Here is a 13,770-nt window from a genome sequence, read left to right on the forward strand (position 1 = left end):
GACCATGACCACTGCCCGGGAGATCATGCACGGCGGCGCCACCTGCATCCAGGAGAACGAGACGCTGGAAGCCGCTGCGCGCAAGATGCAGGAACTGGACGTCGGAGCCCTCCCGATCTGCGGCGAGGACGACCGGCTCCACGGGATCATCACGGACCGCGACATCGTGCTGAAGTGCGTCGCCAAGGGCAAGGACCCCAGGACCATGACCGCGGGCCTGCTCGAACAGGGCAAGCCGGTCACGATCGACGCCGAGGCCGATGCCGACCAGGTCCTGAGGGCCATGGAGGAGCACCGTATCCGCAGGCTGCCGGTCATCGACAACCACCGCCTCGTCGGCATGATCAGTGAGGCGGACCTCGCACGTCACCTGCCCGAGGAGCAGGTGGGCCACTTCGTCGAGGTCGTCTGCGCGGCCCGCTGATCAGCCGACGGGTCGTCGCACTCTCACGCGTACTGCCGTGACCTTGTATTCGGGACAGGACGTGACGGTGTCCGCGTGGCTGGAGGTCAGGCGGTTCACCCCGCTCGCGGGGAAGTGGAAGGAGCTGAACACCTGGCCGGGGGCTGTCTGTTCGCTGACCCGGGCGATGAGGCGGGCCTGGCCATGTCGGCTCTCCACGGTGAGCTGTGCGCCGTCCCGGACGCCGTACCGGGCGGCGTCGTCGGGGTGCAGGTCGAGGAAGTCGACCGGGTCGAGTGCGAGGTTGCCGCCGCGGCGGGTCATGCTGCCGGAGTTGTAGTGGGCCCAGCGCCGCCCGGTGACCAGGAGCAGCGGGTAGTCGTCGTGGGGGTGTTCTCCCGGCGGGAGATAAGGGGGCGCGGCGAGGTGAGCCCGCCCGTCTGGTGTGGCAAACCGTTCCTTGTAGAGCTTGGCCTCGCCCGGGCGGTCGGGGTCCGGGCAGGGCCATGGCACGGCGCCCTCCCGGTCCAGCCGGTCGTGGGAGAGGCCGGCGAAGACGGGCGCGATGCGTCCGCACTCGGCCAGGGCGTCGGCCGGTGTCGGACAGCCGATGTCGCTGCCCATGGCCACCGCGACGGCGTGCACGACGTCGAAGTCGCTGCGTGCCTCGCCCGGCGAGGGCACGGCGGGGCGGACCCGCTGGAAGCGGCGGTCGAAGTTGACGAAGGTGCCGTCCTTCTCCAGCCAGGACGCGACCGGCAGCACGATGTCGGCGTGGCGGGCGGTCTCGGACAGGAACAGCTCGTTGCACACGACGAGCGGGCACGCGTCCAGGGCTGCGGCCACCCGGTTGCTGTCGGGGTCGGTGGCGCAGACGTCCTCACCGATGACCCACAGCGCCCGCAGAGCCCCCGCCCGCGCTGCGGCGAACATGTCCGGGATCCGCAGGCCGGGCCGTTCAGGGACCGGTACGCCCCACACCGCCTCGGCCCGGGACCGTACGGCAGGGTCGGCCACCTTGCCGTAGCCGGGTAGGAGGTCGGGGAGCGCGCCCATGTCGGAGGCGCCCTGGACGTTGTTCTGGCCGCGCAGCGGGTTGACGCCGTATCCGCGGTCGGTGCCGACGGCGCCGCGCAGGACCGCCAGGTTGGCCAGGGACCGCACCCCGTCGGTGCCGTGCAGGTGCTCTGTGACGCCGAGGCCGTAGACGATCGCGGGCTGCCGGGCACGGCCGTACAGCCGGGCGGCGGCGACCAGGTCCTCGGCGGGCACCCCGGTGATGTCCTCGACCAGGTCGGGCGGGTAGTCCATCAGCAGTTCGGCGAGCTCCGGCAGACCCGCGGCCCGCTCACGCAGGAACTCCTCGTCCACCAGACCCTCGGTGAGCAGGACGTGGGCAAGGCCGTGGAAGAGCGCCACGTTGGTGCCGGGCCGGGGCCGCAGGTGCACGTCGGCGTGCAAGGCCAGTCCCACGGCACGGGGGTCGGCCACGACCAGCTTGGCCCCGCGCAGCACCCGCCGGAGGAGGCGCGCACCGACCACGGGATGGGCCTCGACCGGGTTGGCACCGACCACCAGCAGGCAGTCGGCCCGCTCCACGTCGTCGAAGCTGTCGGTGCCGCCGGCAAGTCCGAAGGAGGCGGTCAGTCCGGCGGCGGACGGGGAGTGGCACAGGCGGGAGCAGTTGTCGACGTTGTTGGTGCCGATGACGACCCGCATGAACTTCTGGACGAGGTAGTTCTCCTCGTTGGTGGCGCGGGCCGAGGAGATCGCCGCCACCGCGTCCGCGCCGCCCGCTCCGATGGCCGCGCGCAGCCCTCGGGCGACATGCCTGAGAGCCTCGTCCCAGCCGACGGGCTCCAGGCGGCCGTAGCGCCGCAGCAGGGGGCAGGTGAGCCGTTCGGGAGAGGTGAGGTAGCCGTGGGCGAAGCGCCCTTTGACGCAGGCGTGTCCCTGGTTGACCGGGCCGTCCCGGGCGGGCAGGACCGCCGTGACCTCGCCGTCGGCGGTGACGACGTCCAGGGCACAGCCGACCCCGCAGTATCCGCACGTGGTACGGGTCGCGGCCGGCGCGTGGGCGGAGGTGAGCCCGCGCCCCGGGCCGGGTTCGGTGATCGCACCGGTGGGGCAGGTGTCCACGCACCCGCCGCACGCCACGCAGTCCGACTCGGCCCAGGGCCCGCCGGTGCCGGGCGCGACCACAGTGCCGGCGCCCCGTCCGACCAGGGTCAGCGCGAAGGTGCCCTGCACCTCGGCGCACATACGGACGCAGCGGCCGCAGGCGATGCACAGGTCCCGGTCCAGGTGGACGTACGGGTGGGAGTCGTCTCCGCCCCTCCCTTCGGCGCCCTGCGCGGCCTCGGGGCCGAGGCCCAACGACCGGCAGGCATGCGCCAGTTCGCTGGGGTTGTCCCCGGTCAGGGCACGGCGCGGCAGGGCGGAGGCGATGAGCCGCACCGCGTCCCGGCGCAGCTGCCGGAGATCGTCGGCGTCCGTCTCGACGCGCGCACCGGGTGCGGCCGGGCTCACACAGGCCGCGACGATCGTCCCGTCGGCCCGCACGAGGCACGTACGGCAGGAGCCGGCCGGGCTGAGCCGCTCGTCGGAGCAGAGCGCGGGCAGCTCGACTCCGGCCGCCCGTACCGCCGAGAGCAGTGAGGCTCCCTCCGGAACGGTGACGCTGACGCCATCGACCTCGATTCCCGTCATGGCTGCCATCCCGCGAGTCGGTCCCCGTAGGCGCGGGCGAGGCTGTGCACCGCGGGCGGAATGCGCCGCCCGAAGGCACACAGGCTCGCCTCGGCGAGAACACGCCCGAGCCGTTCCCATTCAGGTCCGGGTGGGGTGTCGACGGACGCCAGTTCCAGGCCGCGGCGCGAGCCCACGCGGCAGGGGGAGCAGGCGCCGCAGCTCTCCGCCGCCGCGAACTGCCAGATGTGCCGCAGCACTTCCTCCGGAGCCACCCGCCGGTCGAAGGCGACCAGTCCGGCATGGCCGAGTGCGGCGCCTCGGGCCGCGAGGTCGGCGGTCGTCAGCGGTACGTCCAGCGCATCGGGGCCGAGGAAGCCGCCCAACGGACCGCCCACCTGCAACGCGGCCAGCTCGCTGCCGTCCTTCAGGCCGCCGCCCAGCTCGGTGACGATCCGCAGCAGTGGGGTGCCCAGTTCGACCTCGTACGCTCCCGGCCGGGCGAACCGCTCCGACAAGCACACCAGCTTCGTCCCGGTCTCGTCCCGCGCCCCGCGCCGGGCGTACGCCTCTCCGCCGTGGGCGATGATCCACGGGACGGATGCCAGGGTCTCGACATTGTTCACCACCGTCGGCGCATCCCACAGGCCACGCTGGGTCGGGTACGGCGGGCGCGGCCGGGCGCAGCCCCGATCCCCCTCCAGGCTCGCGATCAGGGCGGTCTCCTCGCCCGCGACGTAGGATCCGGCCCCCTCCACCACCTCGACGTCCAAGGCGATGTCCGTGCCGTGAACGGACGGGCCGAAGTGCCCGTCGTCGTACGCCTGCGCCACCGTCTCCCGCATCCGCGCCAGCGCACGCGGATACTCCGAGCGCACCAGGATCACACCCCGGCGGGCCGCACACGCGAAGCAGGCCAGGGCCAGGCCCTCCAGCACTCGTTCCGGCTCCGCCTCCATCAGCAGCCGGTCGGCGTAGGAGCCGGGGTCCCCCTCGTCCCCGTTGGCCACCACCACGGTGCCGGGAGCCCGGTCGGCCGCCTCCCACTTCGCTGCCACCCGGAACCCCGCACCACCGCGTCCTCGCAGCCCGGACACAGCCACCTCCTGCTGAACATCGCCGGGAGTGCCAGCCGTGACCACCTGCGGCCAGACCCGCCACACGGGCTCCCCGGCAACCACGTTTCCCAGAAGTACGGGGTCGCCGGTGTCGTCGGCCGCCCAGATCTCCGGAGCCCGAGGGGGCTCGCGTCCCGCGAGTTGCCCAGCCAGCGTCGGGCCGGTGCAGGGTGTGTCACCGTCGAGCGCGGCGGGACCCGCGTAGCAATACCCCAGACAGCGGACGGCCTGCACCGACGTCTCCCCGCCCAGTGGGGCCGTGTCCACGGTGACGCCCAGCTCGTGCTCCACCTCGGTGAGATGCCGTCCCGCCTGCGCGGCGAAGCAGGCCGTCGCCGCGCAGACCCGGACATGACGGCGGCCGTGCGGGGCGGCGAGGTCCGCGTAGTAACTGGCCGGTCCAAGCCCGGCGGCAGCGGGCAGGCCGATACCGGCGGCGACAGCCGGAGCCCAGTCGGCGGGCTGGTCCGCTGTTCCCGCCCTGGCCTCGGCCAACGCCTCGATCAGGCGGCTTCCTGGCCGCCCACGCCGGTCGTCCAGGGCCCGGAACGCGTCCAAACGGTCCGCAGGTGCCGTGGGAACCATGCCTTCATCGTCAAGGTAGCCGCAGAAGGCTGCAATTCAGACATTGATGGCTGGCTGACGTGACGAGCCCGGGCCTTCCCAGCCCCGGCGGCGGGACGCCAACCGGGAAGGACCGACAGACGGCGTACGGCCGGAACAGGTGGCCGACCGGTGCGGTGAAGCGTGGATGAGCCTGGTGAACGGCCAGATGCAGCGAGCGGTACACACGTCGGCCTCGTCAGGCTCCCGAGGTGCATGGCGGTCCGGCCGACGTGACAATGGAGTTCTGGTTCAGGGCATCAGGAGGCACCGAAGACGCCCGTGCCGCGAACGCCGGTCCTCCGTGTCAAGGAGGCTTCCAGTGCGCGGGACCTGATGCACAAAGGGGCCGAGTGCGTGGGCGGGCAACGAGGTGCTGGACGTCGTGGCGCGGCGCATGCTGGACCCGTCTGTTGTCAACGAGGACGGTAACTGGTCGGCCTGATCAGCGAAGCCGACCTGGCTTGCGGCCTCCGCGACAAGGAGGTCGGCCTCGGTCGATTCGTCGAAGCCGTGGTGGCGCCCGTGGCGACGGGGTGCTGCGGACAGCCTGAGTCGCCCCTTTTCCGAGGGCAGGGATTCCAACCGTGCAGATCCAGTACGTGATGAACACACCGCCGGCCAGTGTGCCCCGTACGACCTCCCTCGAGGAGGCGGCTCAGCACATGGCCCGTGTCGGCGTCGGGGCCCTGCCCGTGGTCGAGGACGACCGGGTGGTCGGCATCGTCACCGACCGCGACCTGGTCGTACGGGCGATGGCCCGCGGGCTGCCGCCGCAGACTGAGGTGGAGAAGGTCATGTCCAACGCCCCGGCGACCGTGGACTCCGAGACGGCCGTCGCGGTCGCCCTTCTCGTCATGCGGTCGGTTCAGGTGCGCCACCTCCCGGTGGTGTCCGAGGGCCGGCTGGTCGGCATGATCTCCTTCGACGACCTGTTCTGGCAGCTCACCCAGCAACTCTCGGACCTGGCGGCCGTGGTCGACGCCGCCAGGAAGATCCCCGAAGTTCTCCGCGGCGCCCAGCAGGCTCTCCTGCCGCATGGCTGACCGACTGCGGCTTTGCAGCGGGCGAGATGCGGGGGACGTTGTCTTCAGCCGGGCGGGAGGCCCGGTGGCTGCCCGCGCTCGGCATCCCCGCCGCCCCCTGCCACCGAACGCCGCCCGACCACCGCCCGCCGAAGGCGCGGCTCGCTCGCAATCCCAGGCCGGGGAGGGAGCGAGCCCTCGGCCGGTCCCGCGATCCGCACGTTCGGCCGTTGTTTCCTGAGCGAGTACGAACCGGCCACTCAAGCCGGTACCCACACCCGCATCCACCAGGAAGGGCATGAGTGCATGACCCCCACCCAGGCTGCGGAGACTGCAGCCGAGCCGCAGGGGCTGCCCACCCGGATGGCGCTGCCCGGCATTCCGGAGAGCGCGCTGATCGACGAAGCCTGCCGAGACCTCCGCCCGCCGGCGTTCCGTGAGCGGTTCGTCGAGATCGGGGCCACCGCCCGGCTCGAGCAGCCGTCCTACGAGCAGTTCCTGCAGATCGAGGTCGCTGCCCGGGAGGTCCGCCGTCGGCAACGGCAGGTGCGGGCGGCGAAGTCTTCCCGGCCCAAGCGCCTGGAGGATTGCCAGGCGGCTCTGGTGAACGAGCTCGCCGGAGCGGAGGCCGTCAAGCGTCCGTCCTCCGTGATCGCCCGCTGCAGCACGCTCGCCCTGCTGTATCTGAGCGAATTCGGCTACCTGAACCTGGCCCGGAAGGGCGCCAGGCTGCTCTACCAGATCTTCACGAAGCGGGAGGAAGGCAAGGCGACGGCGGTGGCCTCCGACGCCCCGTTCAGCAAGTGGGACAAAACCTTCACCGACGCCCGCCTCTGCACGGCGATCGCCGACCGGCTCACCTTCAAGGGCACCCTGATCCAGAAGACCGTAACCGACCCCTGCCAGCTCAAGCCCACCGAAACCGCACGCCAGGCCGGGCACCTGTGATGGCGAGAGAGGACGAGGAACCGAAGCAGCCGAGCACTCCTGATCTGCGGCTTCGCCTTGATGCCGAACTGGAGCAGATCACCGAGCAGCTTCGGGCGCTGGCGCGCGCCACGGACCGGCTGCACGGGCTGCTGGATGCTGTGCTGGCGATCAGCCGCGAACTGGAGCTGTCTGCGGTGCTCCACCGCGTCGTGACCACCGCCATGGATCTGGTCGGGGCCCGCTACGGGGCACTGGGAGTGCTGCACGAGTCCGGCGAGTACCTTGAGCAGTTCATCCCCGTCGGACTGTCCGAACAGGAACGTGCCGATCTGGCTGAGACCGGCTTCCCCCGCGGTAAGGGCGTTCTCGGGTTCCTGATCCGCCATCCCGTGCCCCTGCGGGTCGATGACATCCGCTCCCACCCGGCCTCCGCCGGCTTCCCGGCCGGCCACCCACGCCTGCGCACCCTCCTGGGAGTCGCCATCAGCGTCCGCGGTTCGATCTACGGTGACCTCTACCTGTCCGAACGACGCGACGGACAGCCCTTCGACGCTCACGACGAGAACATCGTCGTCGCCCTGGCCGGCGCCGCCGGTATCGCGATCGAAAACGTCCGTCTGTTCGAGCAGGCGCGTGCCGGGTCCGAGCAGTTCCAGCGACTTCTGCTGCCCACGCTGCCCGACCTGCGGCCCTTTGACGCCGCCGCCATCTACCGGCCCGCCGCCCAGCCCCACCCCCTCGGTGGGGACTGGTACGACGCCATCCTGCTCCCCGACGACACACTGGCGGTAGTCATCGGTGACGTGGTCGGCCACGATCTTCATGCTGCGGCCGCCATGGCCTCCACCCGAAACATGCTGCGCGCCCTGCTGTTCGACAGGCGCACTCCGCCCAGCGCGGTCCTCGCCCAGCTCGACCGCACCCTGCAGGCCATCACCGACAACCCCGTCACCACCGTCAGCCTGGCCCGCATCGAACCCGCCGGGCCCGCCTGGAGGCTGCACTGGAGCAGTGCGGGCCACTTGCCACCACTGCTGATCACGCCCGACCGGCAAGCGGAGTACCTGAATGCCGAGCCCGGGCTACCGCTCGGGGTCAGCATCGAGCACCCCCGCCCCGACCACACCCACCCCGTGCCCCCGGATGCCACCGTGGTCTTCTTCACCGACGGGCTCATCGAACACCCCGGCCATCCCATCGATCAGAGCCTCGCCGAACTCGCCGAACTCGCCACCGCCCACGCCGCCCTGCCACTCGAGGACTACGTACAGACCCTGGCCGACCACCACCCCAGCGACGGCCACGACGACATCGCCATCCTCGCCATCCGCACCCCGCACACCTGACCCTCAAGGCGTCCGGCAGACACACGAAGAACCGCGCCCCACCGAACCACGCCTGTCAAGGCGGGGCGGCTCCCGATCTGGTTTCCGATCACGCATCTGTGGACGAGTCCATCAGCTCGACGGACGAAGCAGAGTGGCTCATGACCAAGTTGCCCGAGTGGCTCATGACCAACAGCCGAAAACAGCGGTACCAACCTGCTCACCGCGCATCGTCACCCGCCTGCCACCATCCCGGACTCGGCGGACAGCTCGGCGCCTGACGGAAGCGAACAGCGCCCGCGCCATGCGCTAGCCGCGGGACGACACCATCCGCGCAGTTCCCGTCGCCGGCAAGCGGCAGGAATCACTCGCGTGGGACGACGGCAACCGGGCAGTGCGCGTGCTGCAGAACGGCGTGCGTGACCCGGCCCAGCGCACGGCCCACGTGGTGCGCGGACCTGCGCGCGCCCACCACGACGAGATCCGCGCGCATCGACGCCGCGACCAGTTCACCGGCCGGCGAGGGGACCCTCACCACCTCTTCGGTCACCTCGAGGTCCGGGAACTCCTCCCGGACGGAGCCGAGCATGCGGGTGCTCGCCGCTGCCCCTGTCTCCACGGCCACCCGCACCGCGTCGGCCATGGGCGCCATGGTCCCGATGTACTGGAGGTAGGTCCACGTGCTCAGCAGACGCAACGACGCTTTGCGTCGCCTGGCGGTCTCTCCGGCGAAGCGCACCGCCTCCAGGTCCTCCTCGTCCCGTACACCCACCACGACCACGCCGCTCGACGGCTGCTCCGTACCGCGCACGACGACCACGGGGCACCTCGCCTGTCCGGCCACCGTCAGCCCGACCGAGCCCAGCAGCAGCGTGGAGAAGCCGCCCAACCCCCGCGAACCCACGACGATCGTCACTGCCGCTGCCGAAACACCCGGGGCTTGCGGAGCCGTCGAGGCGGCCGCCCGCAGCCTCGGCCAGCAGAGACCGGGCCGCCTCACGGACCCGCCGAGCGGTCTCGGCGGACAGGCGCTCCGCCAGGTCGAGGCCGACGGCGCACACGATGTGCAGGGGCTGATGCCGAAGGGCAGCCTCCTGCGCCGCCCACAGCACCGCGCGTGCCGCTCCGGCCGAGCCGTCCGTCCCTACCACCACCGGCCCCTCAGGCATACCTCACCAGCTCCTCCCGGCGACAAGCAGAACCCGCCACGGTGTGGCACCTCCGGCCGGCGACGGGGAGTCACCCGGGCACCTCCGGGTCGGTGTACCGCAGCAGCACGGCCCACCCCGTCCTCCAGGGGCAGTTCCTCCCGCGCGACGACCACCAGCTCGGCGCCGGTGCGAACCAGTGCGCGGTTCAGGGCCGCGCCGGGCGGATCCTCCTGGAAGCCGAGGACACCGAAGGACTCCAGGTCGGTAGCCGACAGGGCGATCTGGGTCGGCTCCGAGCCGGCCCACGGCCGCACAGACAGCTCGACGGGCGTGTTCAGCAGCAACGCACTTGCCTGAGCGCGCTGCAACGCGGCCACGACCGCCGTCAGGCCCTCCACTGCGCCGGCGTGCCGAGCTCGCCGCGCCCGGAACGCCTCCACCCGAGCCCGGTCCCGCGCTCTCATCCGGCCCCGGAAGACCTCCCCCCAACTCCTGCTCCAGCAGCGCCCGTCCCTCACCGGCCGCCTGCCCGTCACCCGCGACGGTGACAACGCGCTCACGCAACGGCTCGGGAAGGCGGTTGGCCAGAACGTTGCGCGCCCACGCGTCCCCGCCCAGCACGATCACCTCGGCACCGCTGCGGTGGACCAGCTCCGCCAGCTCGCCGGCGATCTCGTCGGCGCCGTAAGGCCACTGGGCCGCAGGACCGCTCCGATGGCGATGCTGTTCAGGCGCGACCGCGCTGCTCGGCCACCTCCCCATCTGGAAGTCCACCTCCAGTTCCTCCGGCTCGCCGGTCTCCCAGGGCGAGACGCGGTGCACGATGGCGGCCACGTAGGGGATGTCCGGCGCATGCTGGACCGCGAGCGGCATCAGGTCGGGCAACGCGCCGAACCGGGCCGCGTCGTGCGCCGGCGGCTTGGGCAGTTCCTCCACCAGAACCAGACGACCGTGGCTCGCGACGATGGCCTGCCCGTGCCGGCCGGAAACCTCCCGGTCCGTGCCCGCCACGTCGGCGACAACGGCCACGGTGGTGTCATCGGCCCCCTGCCCGACCAGATCCTCACGCAGATGCCGGCGCCGCAGACTGATCGCCGCCTCCGGATCGGGGATGTCACGCGAGGTGTCCAGGTAGGCGCAGGCATACGGGCCCGGTCCCGCGTACACGGGGTCGAGAAAGTTCAGCTCCACGGTCGCTCCTCATCGCTGTGGCCCGTTCGAATCGCCCGAACCGCTCCCCCGCCTCCCGGCCACCCAGCCACCACTCGCGGCAACACCCAAAACCCGCCTCCGCCCTTCCAGTAGACCTCGCAGCCACCGACCCTGCGCGCCGACAGTGCACCGATGCCCGCTCCCCCGGTCAGCCGCAGTCGGCCTACCCGGAGCCCTGACGACCGGGAGCGCATGACCACGCATGCGTGCTCGACCCCGACGGCCCCGACGGGCCTGACGTGCGTGGCCGCGCATGTCGCGGCGTCCGGCATTCGACGTTGTACTGGTGGCAGGAGTGCTGCCTAACGAGGGGAGCAGCCGTGTCGTCCTCCGACGTTTCTCGCCCCGCGAAGCCGGAGACGGTCTTCGACCGCGACGCTGAGTGGGACGCGCTCATCGCCTTCGCCTGCGACACCCGCCCCGGAGCCGGCCTCGCTGTCGTGTCAGGACGGCTACGGCACGGCAAGACGCACCTTCTGAAGGCACTCACGGCAGCCCTGGGCGGCTTCTACTTCGGGGCGCAACAGGCGACTCGGGCCGAGTCCCTGCGCCGACTCGGCGACGGGCTCGCCCATTACACGGGCACACCGCCACCGCACCGCTGGCGCGGCTGGGAGGACGCCGTCGACGCCCTGCTCGCGCTGGGCGACCAGCGGCCAGTACCGGTCGTCATCGACGAGTTCCCCGACCTCGTACGGCAGAGTCCCGAACTGCCCTCCGTCATCCACAGCGCCTACCGGCGCCTGCACGACACGGGACGCGACAACCGCGCACGCCTGCTGCTGAGTGGCAGCGCCCTGCCGGTGATGCACCGGCTGTTCGGCGTTGCCTCGCCGCTGCGCGGGCATGCCGATCTGGAACTCACCCTTCATCAACTGGACTTCCGGCAGGCCGCGCGATTCTGGGGCATCGACGATCCCGGCCTCGCCCTCCTGGTCCACGCCGTCGTCGGCGGGACCCCCGCCTACCGGCCGTACGTCGGAAACGACGCCCCCAGCGGGCCGGGCGACTTCGACGCCTGGGTGTGCAGAACCGTCCTCAACCCCCAGACACCGCTGTTCCTGGAGGCACATCACCTGCTGCAGGAGGAAACCGACCACTGGGACCGGGCGCTGTGCCACTCCGCGCTCGCCGCCATCGCCTCGGGCTGCTCGACACAGGGCCAGATCGCCGAAAGTCTCGGCGCTCCGCTCACCGACGCCTCCCACTGTCTCGCGCTCCTGCAGGCAAACGGCCTGCTGCGCAACGAGCCCGACGCCTTCCGCCCGAACCTGATCCGGCTGCGCATCACGGAGCCGCTGCTGGCCTTCGAACACGCGGCGGTCTGGCCCCACCGATCAGAGCTGGAGCAACAGGACGCCGCCGAGGTCTGGCACCACGCACGACCCGTCTTCGACTCCACGGTAGCGGGCCCCCACTTCGCCCGGATCTGCCGGGACTGGGTCAGGGACTTCGCCGACCCGGCCCTCTTCGGCGCACGCCCCGCCACGGTGGCCCATGGCTCACTGCCCGACCCGGCACGCCGTGCCGGTCCGGAGGCGGAGGCGGAAGTGGTCGTACGCGGCCGGATCGGCACCCGTTCCGGCGCTCTGCTGTCGGTGGGAGTGGCGCTCTGGAACGAGGTCATGGACCTGCACCACCTGGAACACCTCCGTCACCTCCTCGATCTGCTCGCCGCCGACGGCGAGGACGTCACTCACGCCCGGCCCGCCTGCTACAGCGGCGTCGGCTTCACTCCCGCGCTCCGCGCGGCCGAAGCCGACGGGCAGGTGGTGCTCGTCGGCCTCGACCGGCTGTACCGGGGGGAATAACCCGGCAGCAGCGAAGCGCGCGGTTCCCGGCGGTGATCCCGTTCAGCCGGGAGTCCCGCTCGCGGTCCCTGCCCGGGCAGGCTCCTCCCGGTGCTCCTGGTGGACCGGTTCCAGGCTGCCCGCGATGGGCTGCCAGTGGTCGGCGAGCTTGGCCTCGATGCCGGGCATCGTGGTGTACTCCAGGTCCTCCAGCGGCAGCCGGTGCGGCTCGAACGGGCCGTGGCGGCGCAGGTAGTCCATGGCCGCGTTCGCCTGACGACGGGCGTCGTCGAACGCCGGATCGTCGAACAGGTCCCGGTACCCGATCAGCCGCCCGTGCGTGATCTGGAAACCGAGCGCCACCACGCGAGGCGGGCCGTCGAAGCGCGAGGGATGCGCCGTGCCCACGCTCACCGGCATCAGCGGCGCGTGGTGCGAACCGCGCATGCACCCGGCCACGGCGTACGGGAACGCGAACGGCTCCAGCACCTCCCCCACCGCGGGCAGCCCGGACTGGCAGCGCACCATCATCACCGGGTCGTCCTTGCCGACGTACTTGCCCGCGATCAGCGACAGCCGCTGGGTGCTCGTCGCCGCGGCGACCTCGCCCAGCGCCTTGGACCGCACGCTGTGGATCACGTAGCGGGCCGGAGCGCCGATGTACATCAGCAGGTCGTACAGGTCACCGGGGCAGTCGAAGAAGATCCGCTTCTCCTCGAACAGGTCGTAGACCTCGAACACGAACCCGTCGTGCATCTTGGAGTCGATGACCAGCCCGGCCGTGTTGAACGGATCGGCGAACATCTTGTACAGCGCCAGGTTCCACGCACCCGGCTCGGTCTTGTCGGCGAGGAAGCAGATCACCGGCTCGGAGGGCCGCTCCTCGAAGTCCAGCTCCGCATAGCCCGGCCCCATCCCGCGCAGGTTCCCGGAGAACGCGTCCGACAGCAGGTCCTGACCGGCTCCGTACAGGCCGAGGTCCTTCGCCAGGGCGGTGGTGCGGGTGAAGACGTCCCAGGCGAACTCGTGGATCAGCTGGGCGTCCGCGCCGTACGTATGCGTCATGATCAAGGACAGGTCATCCCCGCACGTGGCCACCTGCCCGTCGAGGAGCAGCTCGCTGGTGCGTGCCCCGTCCAGGGCCCGCCGAGCGAGATCGATCATGTCCGGGTGCACCGCCGAGTGCCCCACGAATCCGCCCGTATCGGCTTTGATGATGCTCAGGGTCAGCATGGCCGGCCTCCTTCGCGATCGGCTCTCTGCTCCACGCTCAGCAGTGCCCGCACTCAGGCGCAACGGCCGAACGGCCCAAATGCCGGGACCTCTGGGGCAACGCCGAGCACCAGATGTCAGCCATGGGGAGGCATTTCCCTCGCCCGTGGCCGTCGCCGCCCGCCGCCCGCCGCCCGCCGCAGCGGACAGTCCACCGGTCCGTCAGCGGCGCGCTGCCGACACCGGTTGTTCGCCGAATCGGCTGCTCTGAGGCACCGGGCCACGAGCCCGGGCCGATGCCACTCGGCAGGAC

At 71.5% G+C, this 13,770-nt stretch carries 10 protein-coding genes and 2 pseudogenes; 5 read left to right on the forward strand and 7 right to left on the reverse strand.

Annotated features, from left to right (window positions below; translation table 11 throughout):
* Positions 1-4: 4 nt before the first annotated feature.
* Positions 5-424 carry a CBS domain-containing protein gene (locus tag AQJ91_RS20305; RefSeq protein ID WP_067023459.1) on the forward strand — a complete coding sequence of 140 codons (420 nt, stop codon included), beginning with the start codon at positions 5-7 and terminating at the stop codon, positions 422-424.
* On the opposite strand, the gene fdhF is transcribed toward AQJ91_RS20305, so the two are convergent.
* Both fdhF and AQJ91_RS20315 read right to left on the reverse strand, forming a co-directional pair.
* Entirely contained in the window at positions 425-3,112 is a 2,688-nt protein-coding gene (fdhF, locus tag AQJ91_RS20310) for a formate dehydrogenase subunit alpha (RefSeq protein ID WP_067023461.1), read from the reverse strand. It abuts the gene before it with no gap.
* Positions 3,109-4,794: an NAD(P)H-dependent oxidoreductase subunit E gene (locus AQJ91_RS20315; RefSeq protein ID WP_067023463.1), complete on the reverse strand. Its 1,686-nt coding sequence runs from the start codon at positions 4,792-4,794 to the stop codon at positions 3,109-3,111. Before AQJ91_RS20315 ends, fdhF begins: the two co-directional genes overlap by 4 nt.
* Before the next feature lie 605 nt (positions 4,795-5,399).
* Here AQJ91_RS20315 and AQJ91_RS20325 point away from each other — a divergent pair.
* From AQJ91_RS20325 to AQJ91_RS20335, 3 genes are all read left to right on the forward strand, one after another.
* Positions 5,400-5,858: a CBS domain-containing protein gene (locus tag AQJ91_RS20325; RefSeq protein ID WP_067023472.1), complete on the forward strand. Its 459-nt coding sequence runs from the start codon at positions 5,400-5,402 to the stop codon at positions 5,856-5,858.
* A gap of 342 nt (positions 5,859-6,200) precedes the next feature.
* Entirely contained in the window at positions 6,201-6,785 is a 585-nt protein-coding gene (locus AQJ91_RS20330; RefSeq protein ID WP_079085087.1) for an ATP-binding protein, read from the forward strand.
* Positions 6,785-8,113, forward strand: coding sequence for a PP2C family protein-serine/threonine phosphatase (locus AQJ91_RS20335; protein WP_079085073.1), 1,329 nt, complete (start codon positions 6,785-6,787; stop codon positions 8,111-8,113). The genes AQJ91_RS20330 and AQJ91_RS20335 overlap by 1 nt, the downstream gene beginning before the upstream one ends.
* Before the next feature lie 343 nt (positions 8,114-8,456).
* On the opposite strand, the gene AQJ91_RS57385 is transcribed toward AQJ91_RS20335, so the two are convergent.
* The 4 genes and pseudogenes from AQJ91_RS57385 to AQJ91_RS58280 all read right to left on the reverse strand — a co-directional run.
* Positions 8,457-9,008 (reverse strand): universal stress protein, encoded by a 552-nt coding sequence (locus tag AQJ91_RS57385; RefSeq protein ID WP_267891221.1) that lies wholly within the window; start codon positions 9,006-9,008, stop codon positions 8,457-8,459.
* 109 nt (positions 9,009-9,117) lie between these two features.
* Positions 9,118-9,261, reverse strand: a pseudogene (locus tag AQJ91_RS57390) (universal stress protein); the annotation flags it as partial.
* Positions 9,237-9,641 carry a hypothetical protein gene (locus AQJ91_RS55780; RefSeq protein ID WP_234382659.1) on the reverse strand — a complete coding sequence of 135 codons (405 nt, stop codon included), beginning with the start codon at positions 9,639-9,641 and terminating at the stop codon, positions 9,237-9,239. The gene AQJ91_RS55780 and the pseudogene AQJ91_RS57390, both read right to left, overlap by 25 nt.
* A gap of 148 nt (positions 9,642-9,789) precedes the next feature.
* Positions 9,790-10,116: pseudogene (locus AQJ91_RS58280) on the reverse strand (baeRF2 domain-containing protein); the annotation flags it as partial.
* Positions 10,117-10,775: 659 nt separating this feature from the next.
* On the opposite strand from AQJ91_RS58280, the gene AQJ91_RS20350 reads away from it, so the two are divergent.
* Positions 10,776-12,266, forward strand: a complete 1,491-nt coding sequence (locus tag AQJ91_RS20350) for an ATP-binding protein (protein WP_067023483.1) — start codon at positions 10,776-10,778, stop codon at positions 12,264-12,266.
* A gap of 42 nt (positions 12,267-12,308) precedes the next feature.
* Here AQJ91_RS20350 and fbp read toward each other — a convergent pair whose 3' ends face one another.
* Positions 12,309-13,478: a fructose-1,6-bisphosphate aldolase/phosphatase gene (gene fbp / locus AQJ91_RS20355; protein ID WP_067023487.1), complete on the reverse strand. Its 1,170-nt coding sequence runs from the start codon at positions 13,476-13,478 to the stop codon at positions 12,309-12,311.
* Positions 13,479-13,770 lie beyond the last annotated feature (292 nt).

It is taken from the genome of Streptomyces dysideae, assembly GCF_001514305.1.
Taxonomy (GTDB): Bacteria; Actinomycetota; Actinomycetes; order Streptomycetales; family Streptomycetaceae; genus Streptomyces; species Streptomyces dysideae.

What these genes read in the sequence shown, in the direction of transcription:
- AQJ91_RS20315 (WP_067023463.1), bottom strand. Translation starts at nt 4,794, where the DNA reads ATGGTTCCCACGGCACCTGCGGACCGTTTGGACGCGTTCCGGGCCCTG.
- fdhF (WP_067023461.1), bottom strand. Translation starts at nt 3,112, where the DNA reads ATGACGGGAATCGAGGTCGATGGCGTCAGCGTCACCGTTCCGGAGGGA.
- AQJ91_RS20305 (WP_067023459.1), top strand. Translation starts at nt 5, where the DNA reads ATGACCACTGCCCGGGAGATCATGCACGGCGGCGCCACCTGCATCCAG.
- fbp (WP_067023487.1), bottom strand. Translation starts at nt 13,478, where the DNA reads ATGCTGACCCTGAGCATCATCAAAGCCGATACGGGCGGATTCGTGGGG.
- AQJ91_RS20330 (WP_079085087.1), top strand. Translation starts at nt 6,201, where the DNA reads ATGGCGCTGCCCGGCATTCCGGAGAGCGCGCTGATCGACGAAGCCTGC.
- AQJ91_RS20335 (WP_079085073.1), top strand. Translation starts at nt 6,785, where the DNA reads ATGGCGAGAGAGGACGAGGAACCGAAGCAGCCGAGCACTCCTGATCTG.